This window comes from Mycobacterium sp. UM_Kg27 (genome assembly GCF_000972905.1).
GTDB lineage: Bacteria > Actinomycetota > Actinomycetes > Mycobacteriales > Mycobacteriaceae > Mycobacterium.
Window position 1 is genome coordinate 1 of record NZ_JRMM01000110.1, and the last position, 15,339, is coordinate 15,339.

General features: G+C 66.8%; 17 protein-coding genes and 1 tRNA gene. 6 read left to right on the plus strand and 12 right to left on the minus strand.

The genetic code is table 11. The features are described 5' to 3' along the window. Nucleotides 1-97 precede the first annotated feature (97 nt). The 6 genes from LI94_RS15960 to LI94_RS15985 all read right to left on the minus strand — a co-directional run bounded on the left by LI94_RS15960 (nucleotide 98) and on the right by LI94_RS15985 (nucleotide 4,847). Nucleotides 98-328, minus strand: coding sequence for a DUF2510 domain-containing protein (locus LI94_RS15960; RefSeq protein ID WP_024443075.1), 231 nt, complete (start codon nucleotides 326-328; stop codon nucleotides 98-100). Then, nucleotides 325-1,272, minus strand: a complete 948-nt coding sequence (locus tag LI94_RS15965; RefSeq protein WP_024443076.1) for a YafY family protein — start codon at nucleotides 1,270-1,272, stop codon at nucleotides 325-327. Before LI94_RS15965 ends, LI94_RS15960 begins: the two co-directional genes overlap by 4 nt. Beyond that, the gene (locus LI94_RS15970; RefSeq protein WP_046301789.1) at nucleotides 1,269-2,264 is read right to left on the minus strand and encodes a YafY family protein; all 996 of its coding nucleotides are present in this window, start codon (nucleotides 2,262-2,264) and stop codon (nucleotides 1,269-1,271) included. Before LI94_RS15970 ends, LI94_RS15965 begins: the two co-directional genes overlap by 4 nt. 37 nt (nucleotides 2,265-2,301) lie before the next feature. After that, entirely contained in the window at nucleotides 2,302-2,793 is a 492-nt protein-coding gene (locus tag LI94_RS15975) for a hypothetical protein (protein WP_046301790.1), read from the minus strand. 10 nt (nucleotides 2,794-2,803) lie between these two features. After that, a complete protein-coding gene (gene pafA / locus LI94_RS15980) occupies nucleotides 2,804-4,162 on the minus strand; it encodes a Pup--protein ligase (RefSeq protein WP_024443079.1) in 1,359 nt (452 codons plus the stop codon). A gap of 61 nt (nucleotides 4,163-4,223) precedes the next feature. Then, nucleotides 4,224-4,847, minus strand: coding sequence for a response regulator (locus tag LI94_RS15985; protein WP_024443080.1), 624 nt, complete (start codon nucleotides 4,845-4,847; stop codon nucleotides 4,224-4,226). 80 nt (nucleotides 4,848-4,927) lie between these two features. Between LI94_RS15985 and LI94_RS15990 the strand changes: the two genes are divergently transcribed. Together LI94_RS15990 and LI94_RS21925 are read left to right on the plus strand one after the other, a co-directional pair. Continuing rightward, nucleotides 4,928-5,004 (plus strand) — tRNA-Leu (locus tag LI94_RS15990). A gap of 207 nt (nucleotides 5,005-5,211) precedes the next feature. Then, nucleotides 5,212-5,775 carry a hypothetical protein gene (locus LI94_RS21925; protein ID WP_125079217.1) on the plus strand — a complete coding sequence of 188 codons (564 nt, stop codon included), beginning with the start codon at nucleotides 5,212-5,214 and terminating at the stop codon, nucleotides 5,773-5,775. A 7-nt stretch (nucleotides 5,776-5,782) separates the two neighbouring features. Here LI94_RS21925 and LI94_RS16000 read toward each other — a convergent pair whose 3' ends face one another. Continuing rightward, nucleotides 5,783-6,109, minus strand: a complete 327-nt coding sequence (locus LI94_RS16000) for a YnfA family protein (protein WP_046301791.1) — start codon at nucleotides 6,107-6,109, stop codon at nucleotides 5,783-5,785. A 77-nt stretch (nucleotides 6,110-6,186) separates the two neighbouring features. Here LI94_RS16000 and LI94_RS16005 point away from each other — a divergent pair, with 77 nt between their 5' ends. The 4 genes from LI94_RS16005 to LI94_RS16020 all read left to right on the plus strand — a co-directional run bounded on the left by LI94_RS16005 (nucleotide 6,187) and on the right by LI94_RS16020 (nucleotide 10,209). Next, on the plus strand, nucleotides 6,187-7,497 hold the full coding sequence (locus LI94_RS16005) for an adenylate/guanylate cyclase domain-containing protein (protein WP_052739958.1): 1,311 nt from the start codon (nucleotides 6,187-6,189) through the stop codon (nucleotides 7,495-7,497). A gap of 156 nt (nucleotides 7,498-7,653) precedes the next feature. Further along, the gene (locus tag LI94_RS16010; protein ID WP_082105784.1) at nucleotides 7,654-8,907 is read left to right on the plus strand and encodes an alpha/beta hydrolase; all 1,254 of its coding nucleotides are present in this window, start codon (nucleotides 7,654-7,656) and stop codon (nucleotides 8,905-8,907) included. Between the two features lie 48 nt (nucleotides 8,908-8,955). Continuing rightward, nucleotides 8,956-9,546 carry an HdeD family acid-resistance protein gene (locus tag LI94_RS16015; protein ID WP_152664841.1) on the plus strand — a complete coding sequence of 197 codons (591 nt, stop codon included), beginning with the start codon at nucleotides 8,956-8,958 and terminating at the stop codon, nucleotides 9,544-9,546. A 99-nt stretch (nucleotides 9,547-9,645) separates the two neighbouring features. After that, nucleotides 9,646-10,209 carry a DUF4190 domain-containing protein gene (locus LI94_RS16020; protein ID WP_036458242.1) on the plus strand — a complete coding sequence of 188 codons (564 nt, stop codon included), beginning with the start codon at nucleotides 9,646-9,648 and terminating at the stop codon, nucleotides 10,207-10,209. 52 nt (nucleotides 10,210-10,261) lie between these two features. Here LI94_RS16020 and LI94_RS16025 read toward each other — a convergent pair whose 3' ends face one another. The 5 genes from LI94_RS16025 to trpA form a co-directional block, all read right to left on the minus strand. Then, the gene (locus LI94_RS16025) at nucleotides 10,262-11,140 is read right to left on the minus strand and encodes an acyl-CoA thioesterase II (RefSeq protein WP_024443087.1); all 879 of its coding nucleotides are present in this window, start codon (nucleotides 11,138-11,140) and stop codon (nucleotides 10,262-10,264) included. Continuing rightward, on the minus strand, nucleotides 11,140-12,558 hold the full coding sequence (pyk, locus tag LI94_RS16030) for a pyruvate kinase (protein ID WP_046301793.1): 1,419 nt from the start codon (nucleotides 12,556-12,558) through the stop codon (nucleotides 11,140-11,142). Before pyk ends, LI94_RS16025 begins: the two co-directional genes overlap by 1 nt. Before the next feature lie 91 nt (nucleotides 12,559-12,649). Then, nucleotides 12,650-13,045, minus strand: coding sequence for an NINE protein (locus tag LI94_RS16035; RefSeq protein WP_046301794.1), 396 nt, complete (start codon nucleotides 13,043-13,045; stop codon nucleotides 12,650-12,652). 45 nt (nucleotides 13,046-13,090) lie between these two features. Continuing rightward, nucleotides 13,091-14,563: a prolipoprotein diacylglyceryl transferase gene (lgt, locus tag LI94_RS16040; RefSeq protein ID WP_082105785.1), complete on the minus strand. Its 1,473-nt coding sequence runs from the start codon at nucleotides 14,561-14,563 to the stop codon at nucleotides 13,091-13,093. Continuing rightward, on the minus strand, nucleotides 14,560-15,339 hold a 780-nt coding region (gene trpA, locus LI94_RS16045), incomplete at its 5' end, for a tryptophan synthase subunit alpha (protein WP_046301798.1). The genes lgt and trpA, both read right to left, overlap by 4 nt.

The window sequence follows — 15,339 nt, forward strand, 5'->3', positions numbered from 1 at the left end:
CTGGGACCGCCGCATCAACCCGGCGGTTCAGCGAGGCTCGACGAAGGAGAGGCGAAGCTGGGACCGCCGCATCAACCCGGCGGTTCAGCCGGAGGCTCTAACCCGGTGGTGCATCCCGTGGCCGGGTGTCTTCCGTCCAGCTCTGGCCGTCGAAGTAGCGCAGCTGCGCAGCGTCAGCCGGATCGGGATACCAGTTCGGAACCACGGGCAGTTGCTCAGTGTGCGTCGCTCTGGCCTTGACCAGAAAAACGATGGCCACCACGATTCCTACCATCACGGCCAGGAAGACGAGGTCGGCCACCAAGGTTCCGGCGTTGTAGACCGTCACAGGCTGACCTCATACATCGCCAGTGCGGCGGTCGACGCGTCACGTAGCCCTGTGACGACCGATTCCGGTGCCTTGACCTGCACCTCATCGCCCATACCCAGCAGCAGCCGGATCAGCCACTCATCGGACGCGTAGGTCAGCCGGGCTTCGCGCCAGCCGTCGGCGAGCTCGCCGAGATCCTGCATCGGGTAGTACTCGAACATCCACGCCGCCGACGGCGCCACCCGCACGATGGCGACCGGCAGTGACGGGTCGGCGTCGAACAGCGAGGTGTCGGTTTCGGCCTGGCGCGCCGGCTCCGGCGGCGCCGACGGTTCGTCGAGCAAGCGGACCTCGTCAATGCGGTCGAACCGGAACAACCGCACCCCCTCGGAGTCGCGGCACCACGCCTCCAGATAACTGTGTGCGCCGATCAACACCACCCGGATCGGGTCCACGATCCGATGCGACACGCTGTCCCGCGACGCCGCGTAGTAGTCGATCGCCAACGCTCGGTGTTGCTGGACGCCGTCGCGGACCACGTCGGCGGCCGAGGCGTCGTGCGTGACCGAGACGGGCGCCGCTGGTGCTGCGGCGCCGGCGGCCTCCTCGATCTTGGCGATCGCACTGCGGGCGGCCCGCGGGTCGACGATCCCGGGCATGTCGACCAGGGTGCGCAACGCCATGAGCATGACCGTGGCCTCACGCGACGTCAGCCGCAACGGCCGATCGACACCGGCGGATTCGAACACGTCCAGGCGATCTTCATAGAACGTCACGTCGATCAGGTCGCCGGGCCCGTAACCGGGCAGGCCACACATCACCAGCTGCTGCAGGTCGCTCTGCAGCTGGCTGAGGCTCACGCCGAGTTCGGCGGCGGCCTGTTTCTTGCTGATCCCGGGGCGAGCTTTCAGATACGGCACCATGTTCAGCAGCCGGACCAGGCGTTTCGACAGCTGGGTCACACCGGCACCTCCCCCACGCGCGCGCTCAGTCGCGCCACCACATCGTCGCGCAGCGACGGCGGGTCCAAGACGATGGCGTCGGCCCCGTAGCCGGCGATCTCCCGGGCCAGCCGGTCATGGGTCCCTATATCGACGCCGATGATGTCGCCGTCGCGGCCGGCGAGGGCCTGGCGGGCGAGTACGGTGCCGGCCCGGCGCAGCGCCACGGCACGGACATCGGCGACCCAGATGCGTGCCTGCAGCCCGCTGGGTGCATCGCCGACCGCCTCGGCGACGATCGCGCGCAGGTCGGCGTTGTCGGGCCGGGTGACGGCGCCGGTGGGCCCGATCGGCCGAACCTCCGGACCGATCCGCGACAGCCGGAAGGTGCGTATCGCGTTGCGGTCGCGATCGTGGCCGACCACATACCAGCGGCCGGTGTGGGTGACCACTCCCCACGGCTCGAGGGTGCGGGTGACATACGGCTCGACCGGTGAGGGCCGGTGCTCGAACTGCACAGCCTGCCCGTTCTGGACGGCGTCCATCAGCGCGCCCAGCGCCGGCTCGGCCCGGTGTATACCCGGGAGCGCTGCGGGTGTCGCCACCAGCACGTCGGCCTGCCTCGGGTCCACCTCGACACCGGCGGCATGCAGTTTGGCGACGGCACCTTCGGCGTTGGCGCGCAGCTCCGGTGACTGCCACAGCTGAACCGCGACCGCCACTGCGGCGGCCTCGTCGCGGGTCAGGTCGATGGTCGGCAGGGCGTAGGCATCGGGGTTGATCCGGTAGCCGTCCACCGTCTCGAAGGCCGACACTTTGCCGGTCTCCAGCGGAATGCCCAGGTCACGCAGCTCGTTCTTGTCCCGCTCGAACATTCGGGAGAACGCCTCGTCGCTGGGGTTGTCGCCGTAGCCCTGCACGGTGGCTCGGATCTTCTCGGCGGTCAGGTAGCTGCGGGTAGCCAGCAACGCGATGACGAGATTGAGGAGTCGCTCGACTTTCGCGGTCGCCATGACAAGACAGGATAAGGGCTCGCGGCGTGGTGGTTGTTCAGATGTGGGTCGCCGGCGTGCATGCCATGCCCGGGAAGTCCCAGGTGCTGCATTGGTAGTCCGAGAATTCGGGGTCTTCGGCGCGCGGCTGGCCGGGGAGATCGGTGCGTGCCGTCATCTTCGCGCCGTACACGCCCGGGTACAGCGGCATCAACCGGTCGTCGTTGGGAAACGCCACCGAGAAGCTGTCGCCGGTGTGCACCGCACGGGTCTCGGCGTAGGTGAGGGTGTGCGACGGGCCGGCCAGCTCCAACGGCGCTCCGGACGCCGTCAGGTGCATCTGCAGGGTCAGCGGCGTGCCGGGAAGATCGGTCCGGCAATCGCTGACGTCGACCCGGCTGCCCATGTAGTCGGCACCATTGACCGAGTAGACGAACGGCTTGGCCACGCTGAACTGGCAGATGACGACGCCGCCGGCGTGCGCGGCCGGTGACCCGGCCAGCGCGATGCCCAGCGGGATGAGGGCGGCCAGGCCGCTGAGCCGAGTCATCACCGGTTCGCTACATGCTGGCGATCAGGCGCTTGACCCGCTCGTCGACCGACCGGAACGGGTCCTTGCACAACACGGTGCGCTGGGCCTGGTCGTTGAGCTTGAGGTGCACCCAGTCGACGGTGAAATCGCGTCCGGCTGCCTGGGCGGCACTGATGAATTCGCCCCGGAGCTTGGCGCGGGTCGTCTGCGGCGGGGTGTCGATCGCCTCGTCGACTTCCTCGTCGGTGGTGATGCGGGTGGCCAATCCCTTGCGCTGCAGTAGATCGAACACTCCGCGCCCGCGCTTGATGTCGTGATAGGCCAGGTCCAACTGGGCGATCTTGGGATCGGACAGCTCCATGTTGTAGCGATCCTGGTAGCGCTGGAACAGCTTTCGCTTGATCACCCAGTCGATCTCAGTGTCCACCTTGGCGAAGTCCTGGGTTTCCACAGCGTCAAGCTGGCGGCCCCACAAATCGATGACCTGCTCGAGCTGGGGGTTGCTGGCTCGGGTCTGCACGTACTCCACGGCCCGCCCGTAGTACTCACGCTGGATGTCCAGGGCACCGGCTTGGCGTCCGCCGGCCAGCCGCACCGGCCGCCGGCCGGTGACATCGTGGCTGACTTCGCGGATCGCCCGGATCGGGTTGTCCAACGAGAAGTCCCGGAAGGGCACCCCGGCCTCGATCATCTCCAGCACCAGGGCCGCGCTGCCCACCTTGAGCAGCGTCGAGGTCTCGGACATGTTGGAGTCGCCGACGATGACGTGCAGCCGTCGGTACTTCTCGGCGTCGGCGTGCGGCTCGTCTCGGGTGTTGATGATCGGCCGCGACCGAGTGGTGGCGCTCGAGACGCCTTCCCAGATGTGCTCGGCACGCTGGGACAGGCAGAACGTGGCGGCCTTGGGGGTCTGCAGCACCTTGCCGGCGCCGCAGATCAGCTGACGAGTCACCAGGAACGGCAGCAGCACGTCGGAGATCCGGGAGAACTCCCCGGCCCGCACGATCAGGTAGTTCTCGTGGCAGCCGTAGGAGTTGCCGGCCGAATCGGTGTTGTTCTTGAACAGGTAGATGTCGCCGCCGATGCCCTCATCGGCCAGCCGCTGCTCGGCGTCGATCAGCAGGTCTTCGAGGACGCGTTCACCGGCCCGGTCGTGGGTGACCAGCTGAATGAGGTTGTCGCACTCGGCGGTGGCGTATTCGGGATGGCTGCCGACATCCAGGTACAGCCGAGCTCCGTTGCGCAGGAACACATTCGAGCTACGTCCCCAAGACACCACCCGGCGGAACAGATAGCGCGCCACCTCGTCGGGCGACAACCTCCGATGGCCGTGGAAGGTGCAGGTGACACCGAACTCCGTCTCAATGCCCATGATTCTGCGCTGCACGTCATCGAGCGTACTTGCTGAACCAACCCGACGGGGCTCAGCGAGGTTGGTGGCGTGACTATCAGGCCGGTGGGTTGACCGGGGCCTCGACGTTTTCCAGCACCACTTCGGCGACCTGGCGCATGGTGGTCCGCTTATCCATCGCCGCGCGCTGAATCCACTTGAAGGCCTCGGGTTCGGTGAAGCCGTGTGCGGTCTGCAGCACGCCCTTGGCCCGCTCGACGAGCTTGCGGGTTTCCAGCTGGTCGGAGAGGTTGCTGACCTCGCGCTCCAAGGCGGTGATCTCCTCGGCCCGACTGAGCGCCAGTTCGATGGCCGGGACCAGGTCACCGGCGGTGAACGGCTTGACCAGGTAAGCCATTGCCCCGGCGTCACGGGCGCGTTCGACCAGGTCGCGCTGGCTGAACGCGGTCAGGATGACGATCGGAGCGATCCGCTTGGCGGCGATCTCAGACGCCGCGTCGATGCCGTCGCGGCGCGGCATCTTCACATCCAGGATCACCAGGTCCGGGCGCAGCAGTTCGGCCAGCTCGACGGCCTCCTGCCCGTCGCCGGCCTCGCCCACCACCTCATAGCCCTCTTCGCGCAGCATCTCGGCGAGATCCAGCCGGATCAGCGCCTCATCCTCGGCGATCAGCACCCGCCGGGCTGGGCGTGGGCTGCTGTCGGACGTGGGCTCGGTCATCCCCCTATTCTGTCGTGGCTGCCGGCTGGGGCAACCCCGAGGGGCATCGTCTAAGGTAGGAAGCCGCGCGTCAGCGCTGGGCCCTCGTATCCCAACTGGCAGAGGAAACGGATTCAAAACCCGTGCAGTGTGAGTTCGAATCTCACCGAGGGCACCACCAACGTCACGTAAAATGCCGCTGGCCGAAGGCTTATCGGACCAGCGCAACCGCGTACCTGGAGTTGCTGTAACGCGCAATGTGCCGCGGACGGCTTCGTGCCAACCGGCGAGCCGACGAGTCTCAAGCGAATCGTCATTGTCGCCCCCCACCGACACCGCCGAACTTAGACTCGGGCACGCCGGGACTGGCAGCCGAGGAGGGCCCTTGAGGAAGTCCGTGCTGGGTGTGCTGGTGGTGCTGCTGGGCGTGTCGGTCGGCTTTCTCTTGTGGATCTCGAACCACGCGCACGACACCAAGTACGTGCAGGCCAAGACTCGCGGGCAATACGACGACGCGTCATCCGGCCATGACGGCGGCATCGGCGGCAATCTCCTGCAACGCGACCCACTGCAGGAGATTGCTCGCGAGCCCAGCTACGACGACTGCGAATCGTGCAACTTGCCCTTTGTCCCGTTTTTCGGGACGCGGGCCGGGATCAACTGCGAAATAAATTACCGGCGCGGGGAACTGCCCGATGCGGCCTACTGCATGTCGGTGAATCCGCCGCAGCACGTATCGATGGACAGCGACGGGGAGTTGTCGATGTGCAGTGACAGCGTCAACTGTTTGTCCAATCCCCCGTTCGATCAACCGATTCTTCCGTTCGGCCAGAGCGCGGCTGCCGGACCGTTCACCTGTCAATCGGAAGCCGCCGGGGTGACCTGCACCGTCGAGTCATCCGGACGTGGCTTCGTGATCTCAAGTTCGGGTATCGAAGCCGTCGGGTGACGCTGCGTCAACGCGGCGAGTACATGATCACGCCCACCCCGATCAGACAGATCAGCGCCCCCACGATGTCAGCACGGTCGGGCCGGAAGCCGTCGAACGCCATCCCCCAGGCCAGCGAGCCGGCGACGAACACCCCGCCATAGGCGGCCAGGATCCGGCCGAACTGGGCATCGGGCTGCAAGGTGGCCACGAAGCCATAGAGCCCCAGGGCGATCACCCCGGCACCGGCCCACAGCAGGCCGCGGTGCTCCCGCACCCCCTGCCACACCAGCCAGGCCCCGCCGATCTCGGCGACGGCAGCCAACACGAACAGCGCGACGGAACGCACAACCATGAGCGCCGACCCTAGACTCACGCTCCCGACCTGGTGAAACCGCCAACGGCCCAGCTCAGCGGATTAGGCTGTCGCTTGTGTCCGTCAAGCGGTTCCTCGCGGTGCCGGCCGAGGCCCAGAGCCCCTACCGGCGCACACACTGCATACCGGCCCGCACCCGCCATTACACGGCGCGGGTGTCGCAGCGGCTGCGGATCCTCAAGCTGGCTGCCGGGCTGGCCGCGCTCATCAGCGCGGGCTGGGGAATGCTGGAGATCTGGGTTGATCCCGCCTACTGGTGGATCGGCGCGATCAATCTCGTCGCCGCGGCCGGGCTGGTCCTGACACCGCTGCTCTACCGCTACGGCGAGCTTCTCGCGCCCCTGACCTTCGTGGCCATTGCCTACTCGACGACCGCCGTCGTCTGCTGGATGGTGGGCACCGGCTCGGGGATCCAGTTCTATTTTCTGGCCTCGGCGTCGATCAGCGTGCTGATTCTGGGCGTGGACAGGATCAAACTGGCAGCCGTGGTGGCCGGCATCGGTGCGGGGCTGACCATCGCCCTGCAGTTCCTGGTCCCCGCCGACAACGTCCACCAACCGGAGTGGCTGCACAACCTGTCCTACGTGCTGGTGGTCGTGTCGGCCTGCTTCATGGTGGTCGCCACGGTCTGGTTCGCGCTGCGCGAGATCTCTCACGCCGAAGCGGCGATGGAGGCCGAGTACGAACGGTCCGAAGCGCTGCTGGCCAACATTTTGCCCACCGCGGTCGCCGAGCGACTGAAAAACCCGGCGGTGGACGTGATCGCCGACAGCTACCCCGACGCCTCGGTGCTGTTCGCCGACATCGCCGACTTCACCCGACGGGCCAGCCAGACCGACCCGGGCCAGCTGGTCGGGTTCCTCAACGAGCTCTACAGCGACTTGGACCGGCTCGTCGATCAGCACGGCCTGGAGAAGATCAAGACCAGCGGCGACTCCTACATGGTGGTCAGCGGCGTTCCGGACCCGAGACCCGATCACCTGCACGCGCTGGCGCGGCTGGCGCTCGACATCGCCGCGACCATCGCCGACCTGCGCGATCCGCTGGGCCGGCCGGTGTCGCTGCGGATCGGTTTGGCCACCGGCCCGGTGGTGGCCGGAGTCGTCGGCCACCGCCGGTTCTTCTACGACGTGTGGGGTGACGCGGTGAACCTGGCCTCGCGGATGGAGTCGACCGGCGCCCCGAACCGCATCCAGGTGCCGCAGCCGGTCTATGAACGACTCAAAGAGGACTTCGTGTTCGAGGAGCGCGGCGACGTCGACGTCAAGGGCAAGGGCGTCATGCGCACCTGGTTTCTGGTTGACGCCCGTACCCCGGCCTCGCGCGGTCCGGCGCCCCGATCGCTGTCGGTGACCCCAGCGGGCTGACCCGGTGGTTCAGCGAGCCTCGACGCAGGAGAGGCGAAGCTGGGACCGCCGCACAGATCCGGTGGTTCAGCGAGCTGGGACCACCGCATAAGCGGGTGGTTCGGCCGATTTCGGTAGGGTGCCGAATCAGGTCGTCCCACAACGCTGAGGAGCGCAATGCGAAGGCTTTTGGCCGTGCTCGGTTCGCTGGCCGGTCTGGCCACCACCGTGAACGGGTATCGCCCGCTGACCAAGCGCGGTTATCCGTCGCTGTACGCGTTCGCCTTCGGCTTGTTCGCCTCCGAGCTGCCGTTGCAGCTCATCGCCGGACAATCCGCGGCGTTGGCGGCGGTTAGTCGGCGGTTGTCGCCGCGGGCTCGGCGGACCAGCTGGCTGCTGTCGGCGCTGTCCTGGCTGGGTTTAGTGGGGCTGAACTATGCCGGCCGTACCGCCAATAGGCCGTTGACCGCGGCTCTGGACGCCGAACTCGGTGCGGGACGACGCACCGAAAGCCGGGATCTGTGGAAGCGGCCGGGGTCGGACGCGGAAATCGCCAAGGCATCCGGCGTGGTGCGCATGATGCGGGTCTACCGGGACTACGCCTCCGACTCCGACATCCCCTACGGCGAGTACGGCGGCCGCAACACGCTCGATGTGTGGCGGCATCGCGACCTGCCTCGTGATGGTCGCGCGCCGGTACTGCTGCAGATTCCCGGTGGTGCCTGGATGGTGGGAAGTAAACGCGGACAAGCACATCCGCTGATGGCCCACCTGGTCGAACGCGGTTGGGTGTGTGTGTCGATCAACTACCGGCTGAGCCCCCGCTCCACTTGGCCTGACCACATCATCGACGTCAAGCGGGCCTTGGCGTGGACCAAAGCCCACATCGCCGACTACGGCGGCGACCCGGACTGGGTCGCGGTGACCGGGGGCTCCGCAGGTGGTCACCTCTGCGCTCTAACCGCTCTGACCGCAAACGATCCGCGTTTCCAACCGGGTTTCGCCGACGCCGATACCAGCGTGCGGGCGGCGGTCCCGTTCTACGGCATCTACGACTTCACCGGCGAGACTGGATTGCACCCGCTGCTGACCCCGGCATTGGGAGCCTACGTGTTCAAGCAGAGCCGGCGGCGCTTCCCCGATACCTACCGCGACGCCTCCCCGATGACGTATCTATCTGCTGATGCGCCACCGTTTTTCGTGCTGCACGGAACCAATGATTCGCTGGTGCCGGTGGAGCAGGGCCGAGCATTTGCCGAGCGGCTACGGGAAGTCAGCACGAGCCCGGTCGTCTATGCCGAGTTGCCGTTGGCCCAACACGCTTTCGACATTTTCGGCTCGCCCCGGGCCGCGCACACGGCGGTAGCCGTCGAGCAGTTCCTCGCCGAGGCTTATGCGAGGCAGACCACGCAGGTCATCTCGGGCCGCTGAGGCGGCCAATGCCCGGCCGGAACGCCACATCTGTGCCAGACTTCGACCATGGAAACATCGCTTTCGCGCCTGCTGCCGAATCTGTGGAAGTCGACACTGGTTTCTGGTGTCTTGGCCCTCGTCTTGGGCGTGCTGATCTTGGTCTGGCCGGGCCGGACCATCATCGCCGCCGCTGTGCTGCTCGGTGTGTATCTGGTGGTCACCGGAATCGCGCAGTTGATCTTCGCGTTCAGCCTGCCCGTCATGTCCGCCGGCGGACGCGTGTTGCTGTTCCTCAGCGGCACCGCGTCGGTGATTCTGGCGGTCCTGTGTTTCCGGCACTTCAACTCCGACGAAGAAGCACTGGCGGTGCTGCTGCTGGCCATCTGGATCGCGGTCGGCTTCATCTTCCGTGGGGTGGCGACTGCCGTGGCAGCCATCAGCGACCCGGCGCTGCCGGGCCGGGGTTGGCAGATCTTCACGGGCGTGGTCAGTCTGCTGGCCGGTCTGGTGACGCTGGCGTCACCATTCGCGTCACTATGGGTGCTGGCGGTGGTCGTCGGCAGCTGGCTCATCGTCATCGGCATTGTCGAGGTCGTCACCGCACTCAAGATTCGGAGCGCTTCACACAAGGTCGGTACTACGCTGCAGGCCGGGTAGCGGCGACAGGCGACCCGCGGCCTGATTGCCCCGTCGCGGGTACCCTTGAGTTCTGACCTGTTTGATACCTGCGTGAAGCTCTGATCTGGAGTCTGCTCAATGCCCGAGTCCGGCATGCCCTCGCTGTCGCCTGAGTCTCAGCAATCCTGGCCGTCGCCCGGTCCCAGCTACCCTCCGCCGCCGGGCTACCCGTATCCGCCGGTGCCCGGGCAGTACCTCGGCTATCCCCCCGCGGCGGTACCGCCGGTGCTCAAGAACGGGGCGGGCATCGCGGCCCTGATCGTTGCGATCGCCGGGATCGTGACCGCGTTGTCGGTGATCGGTGGGGTGGGACTGGGCTTGGCGGCTGTCGTGCTCGGACTGATCGGCCGTGGCCGGGCCAAGCGGCGGGAGGCTGACAACGGCGGCGTCGCACTCGCCGGGATCATTTTGGGTGCGCTGGCGGTGATCGCCGGCATCGGCTGCATCTTCGTATATGTCGGCATCTGGCGGACCGCCGGCGCCGGCGACTATGTGGCGTGCATGAGCAAGGCCGGTTCGGACACCGACGCCCAGCAGCAGTGCACCGAACGATTCCGGGAGCACTTCGAGAACACCTTCGGCAGCGGCGCCGACGCGCCCATGGTGCAGGAGGAATCGGACTCCGCGCTGATGCCGGCCTAGCGGGAACTGCTAGCGCGGCGAAGCCGGGCGACGCAGGTTCGCGCCATGGGAACTAGCGCTTAGTGCTGGGGAAGTACTTCAGCACGCCTTCTTGCGTGACGGTGGCCAGCAGTTGCCCGGATCGGTCGAAGAAGTGTCCGGTGCCCAACCCCCGGGAGTCGGCTGCCACCGGTGACGACGTCGCATACAGCACCCAGTCGTCGAACCGGATCGGCCGGTGAAACCACAGCGTGTGGTTGGCGCTGGCCGCAAAGATCCGGTCGTAGCCCCAGGACAGCCCATGGGTGGTGATGATCGAGTCGAGCACCGTGGTGTCCGACGAATAGACCAACATCGCGGTGTGCAGGACCGGGTCGTCGGGGATCGTCCCGTCGGCCTTGACCCAGACCCGGTTGTGGCTCAGTCGTCCACCCTTGTCGCGCATCACCCAGGCTGGATCGTTGGTGTAGCGCCACTCGATCGGGTGCGGGGCCTTGACGAAGCCAGGGACCACTTCCTCGTAGCCGTTGAGCAGTTCGCGTAACCGCGGCAACGACTCGGGCCCGGCGACCGTGGGCGCCTCGACGCTGTGCTCCAGCCCGCTACCTCCAGAGAGGTAGGAGACCATCGACGTGGCGATCAAGGTGTCACCTTGCAGCGCGTCGACCCGGCGATTGGCGAACCGGCGTTCGTCGCGGAGTCGGTGCACCCGGAATTCGATGTCGCGGGCCGGATCACCACCGTTGATGAAGTGGACTGACAACGCACCGGGCGGCAGGTGCTCGGCCACGGTACGGCTGGCGGCCACGAATGACTGGGCCATCAATTGGCCGCCGAAGGTGCGTAGCGGCGTCTTGCTCGGGTGCGATCCGACGAAGGCGTCGTCGCCGACACTTTTGAGATCCAGTACGGTCAGCAGTTCCTCGAGATCCGTGTTCGGCTCGGCCGGCACTAGATGTCGTCCTCCCCGAGTCGGTGCACGTGGATCATGTTGGTGGAGCCCTCGGTTCCCGGTGGGGCGCCCGCGACGATGACCATCAGATCACCGCGCTCGTAACGACCCAGATCGAGCAGTGCCTTGTCCACCTGGCGGATCATTCCGTCGGTGGTGTGTGCCTGCGGGACGATGAAGGTCTCGGTTCCCCAGGTCATCGCCAACTGACTGCGAATCTCGGGGCGCGCGGTGAACGCCAACAACGGCAACGGCGTGTGCAACCGGGCCAGCCGTCGTACGGTGTCACCCGATTGGGTGAACGCCACCAATGCCTTGGCGTCCAGGCGTTCACCGATCTCGCGTGCGGCGAACGAGATCACGCCCCGCTTGGTGCGCGGAGCGTGCGTCAACGGCGGTGCCGCCGTGGAGTTCTGCTCCACCGCACAGATGATCCGGCTCATGGTGCGCACGGCAGCGAGAGCGTGCTTGCCCACGGCGGTCTCCCCCGACAGCATCACTGCGTCAGCGCCGTCGAGTACGGCGTTGGCCACGTCGGAGGCCTCCGCACGAGTGGGCCGGAAGTTCTCGATCATCGATTCCAGCATCTGGGTGGCCACGATCACCGGACGCGCGTTCTCGCGTGCCACCTGGATGACCCGCTTCTGCACCAGCGGCACCTCTTCGAGCGCCAGTTCCACGCCCAGGTCACCGCGGGCCACCATGACGGCGTCGAAGGCCAGGACCACGGCCTCGAGATTCTCGATGGCCTCCGGCTTCTCCATCTTGGCGACCACCGGGACGCGACGGCCGACCCGGTCCATCACCTCGTGCACCAGTTCCACGTCCGCCGGCGAGCGCACGAACGACAGCGCCACGATGTCGACGCCGAGCTGCAGCGCGAACTCCAGGTCCTCGATGTCCTTCTCCGACAGCGCCGGCGCGGAGACCTTCATGCCGGGCAGCGAGATGCCCTTGTGGTTGCTGACCGGACCGCCTTCAGTGACCGTGCAGACCACGTCATCGCCGTCGATGTGCTCCACCACCAGTCCGACCTTGCCGTCGTCGACCAGCACCCGGTCACCCGGAGCTGCATCAGCAGCCAGCTTCTTGTAGGTGGTCGACACCCGGTCGTGGTCGCCGGGGCAGTCTTCGACGGTGATCCGCACCGTCTCACCGTTGGCCCAATAGACGGGGCCGTCGGCGAAACGCCCCAACCGGATCTTGGGGCCCTGCAGGTCGGCCAGCACACCGACTGCCCGCCCGGTGGCATCCGAGGCAGCGCGGACCCACTCATAGGAAGCCTGGTGGTCTTTGTGGTCGCCGTGGCTGAAGTTCAGGCGGGCCACGTCCATGCCCGCGTCGACGAGTGCCCGGACCATCTCCGCGGAGTGGGTCACGGGACCAAGAGTGCAGACGATCTTTCCGCGTCTATTCACGGGCCCAGCATAGTCGGACCGGCTGAGCCGACTCCCTCAGGAATGGTTGCGGCCAACGAAAAACCTTGTGACGCACGGGTGCGGCGGTGGTTCAGGTGCCATCGCGCAGCGGTCGACCCTGCTTGTCGTGCACCCGCCCGCTCAACATCAGGATCGCGTCGACGACACCCCAGACGAACGGCACGACGAGGCCCACCCCGTAGGTCGTGATGGTGGCCAACACACCGATCAACAGCTGGACCAGTCCCAGCCCGGTTTGGCCCAGATATATGCGTCCGAACCCGAGAAAGCCGAAGAACCCCAGCAACTGCAACAGTGCGGCGGTAACTTTCGACTTCGGCGAATAGGGCTGGCCCGTCCTGGGAAGACGGCCGTGGGGCGCCCATGCGTCCGCGTAGCCCGGATACGGCACGGGGTAGCCCGGCGGTGGCGGGTAGGGCTGTCCCCCGCCCTGCGGCCCCGGTGGGGGCCACGAGGGAACGGTCATCTGTTCAGCATGCCAGAAATGCCGGATGCGGCGGTGGGCCCGCGGTCAGGACTGAACCGGGTCGTCTGGGTCGGTTGAGTCGTCCGAGTCGGCTGCCGGTTCGTCGGCGGCCTCGTCAACGGGTTCGTCGGGTTGTTCGGCTTCATCTGAGTTGTCGGATTCGTCGACGACGTCGCCGCCCGAGTCCTCAGCGGCCGTACCGTCGTCACTGTCCGGCTCGGAGTCAGCCGGCTCGTCTTCGTCGGCCACCGCCTCCGGTTCGGGCCCGGGTTCGGGTTCGGCAGACTCCTCGGCCGCGTCCTCTGGGACTACCTTCGGTTCCTCGGAATCCTCGGTGTCGTCTTGCTCCTCGGCTTCGTCGGTGTCCGCAATGGCGGCTTCCTCGTCGGCCTCGGCGTCGGCCACGGCATCCGACTCGCCGACCACCGACTCCGGCTCATCCGCGGCCTCGGCATCGTCATCAGCGTCAGCCTCTGCCAATTCGGCTTCGCCGGTAAGCCTTTTCGGCACCCGGACCACCGAGCCGACACCGTTTGCGACGCCGGCTGTCATCAGCTCTTTGTCGGCGGACTCTGCGTGCTCTTCGTCCGACTCGACTTCGGGCTCTGCCACTGCGGCAGCGTCCCGGTCGGCGGCTTCGTCGGGTTGCCATGCTCGACGGATGGCTTCGGGGTCCTCGCGCCCCTTGGTTGCGAGCAGGATGTACACCACCGCACCGATGAAGACGAACGTCGACGTGAACGAGTTGACCCGGATTCCGGCGATGTGAGTCGCTGCATCGTCACGGAGCAGCTCGATGCCGAACCGGCCGATGCAGTAGCCGGCGACGTAGAGGGCGAACAACCGTCCGTGACCCATCCGGAACCGTCGGTCGACGTAGATGAGCACGAGGAAAACCACGAGGTTCCACAACAATTCGTACAAGAACGTGGGTTGCACGATCTTGTAGAGCTCACCGGTCGATACGCCGTCGAGTAGGTGCGGGTCGCGGACCCCGGTGGCGTCTTGGCGCCAGAAGATCTCCAGGCCCCACGGCAGCGTGGTCTCGTGGCCGTAGAGCTCCTGATTGAAGTAGTTCCCGATGCGCCCGATCGCCTGTGCCAGGACGATTCCGGGTGCGACGGCATCGCCGAACGCCGGCAGGGAGATCCCGCGGCGGCGACATCCGATCCACGCGCCGACCCCACCGAGCGCTACCGCGCCCCAGATCCCCAGGCCGCCGTCCCAGATCCGCGGCGTCGCTTCCCATCCGACGCCGCCCTCGCCGAAGTAGGTTCGCCAGTCGGTCATCAGGTGATAGAGCCGACCACCGATCAGCCCGAACGGCACCGCCCACAGCGCGATGTCATAGATGACGCCCGGCTCGCCGCCACGGGCCCGCCACCGGCGATCACCGAGCACCAGGGCGGCGACGATGCCGATGATGATGCACAGTGCGTAGGCCCGGATCGGCACCGGTCCGAGGTGCCAGACACCGCGCGCAGGACTGGGAAAATAGGTGAGCCAGTCCAACGTCATTGCATCGAAACCTTTTGACGCACACCGGAGGCGAGCTCTTGCGTCAACGTCCTAAGCTCGGCCAGGCCATCGGCTAGCGCGCTGACCAGCGCCGAACCGACGATGACACCGTCGGTGTAGGCGCCGATCTCGGCGGCCTGTGCGCCCGAGCGCACACCCAGCCCGACACCGACCGGGATGTCGGAGACCTCACGCACCCTGGCCACCAGTTCCGGCGCCGCGTTCGACACCGTGTTGCGGGCGCCGGTGACGCCCATCGTGGAGGCGGCGTAGACGAATCCGCTGGTCGCTTTGACGGTCTCGGACAGTCGCTGCGGCGTCGAGGAAGGGGCGACCAGAAAGATCCGATCCAGCGCATGCCGCTCGGAGGCGGCCATCCAGTCATCTGCTTCGTCGACTATCAGGTCGGGGGTGATCAGACCCAGTCCGCCGGCCGACGCCAGATCGCGAGCGAACGCGTCGACGCCATAGCGCAGCACCGGGTTCCAGTAGGTCATCACCACGGCTCGTCCGCCGGCCTTGGTGATGGCCTCGACCGCGGTCAGCGTGTCGCGCACCCGCACCCCGCCCTGCAGAGCAGTCTCGGTGGCGCGTGCGATGGTCGGGCCGTCCATTCCCGGATCCGAATAAGGCACACCGACTTCGATGAGGTCACAACCGGATTCGACCAGGGTGGTGAACGCGGCGATGGAGCCCGGCACGTCCGGGTAGCCGGTCGGCAGGTAGCCGATCAGCGCAGCGCGGTCCTCGGCTCGGCACGCGGTGAACATCGGGGC

Coding starts and splice junctions, on each gene's coding strand:
- LI94_RS16015 (WP_152664841.1), top strand. CDS start 8,956: ATGGAAACATCGCTTTCGCGCCTGCTGCCGAATCTGTGGAAGTCGACA.
- LI94_RS16000 (WP_046301791.1), bottom strand. CDS start 6,109: ATGGTTGTGCGTTCCGTCGCGCTGTTCGTGTTGGCTGCCGTCGCCGAG.
- LI94_RS16035 (WP_046301794.1), bottom strand. CDS start 13,045: ATGACCGTTCCCTCGTGGCCCCCACCGGGGCCGCAGGGCGGGGGACAG.
- LI94_RS15975 (WP_046301790.1), bottom strand. CDS start 2,793: ATGACTCGGCTCAGCGGCCTGGCCGCCCTCATCCCGCTGGGCATCGCG.
- LI94_RS16020 (WP_036458242.1), top strand. CDS start 9,646: ATGCCCGAGTCCGGCATGCCCTCGCTGTCGCCTGAGTCTCAGCAATCC.
- LI94_RS15970 (WP_046301789.1), bottom strand. CDS start 2,264: ATGGCGACCGCGAAAGTCGAGCGACTCCTCAATCTCGTCATCGCGTTG.
- lgt (WP_082105785.1), bottom strand. CDS start 14,563: ATGACGTTGGACTGGCTCACCTATTTTCCCAGTCCTGCGCGCGGTGTC.
- LI94_RS15985 (WP_024443080.1), bottom strand. CDS start 4,847: ATGACCGAGCCCACGTCCGACAGCAGCCCACGCCCAGCCCGGCGGGTG.
- LI94_RS16010 (WP_082105784.1), top strand. CDS start 7,654: ATGCGAAGGCTTTTGGCCGTGCTCGGTTCGCTGGCCGGTCTGGCCACC.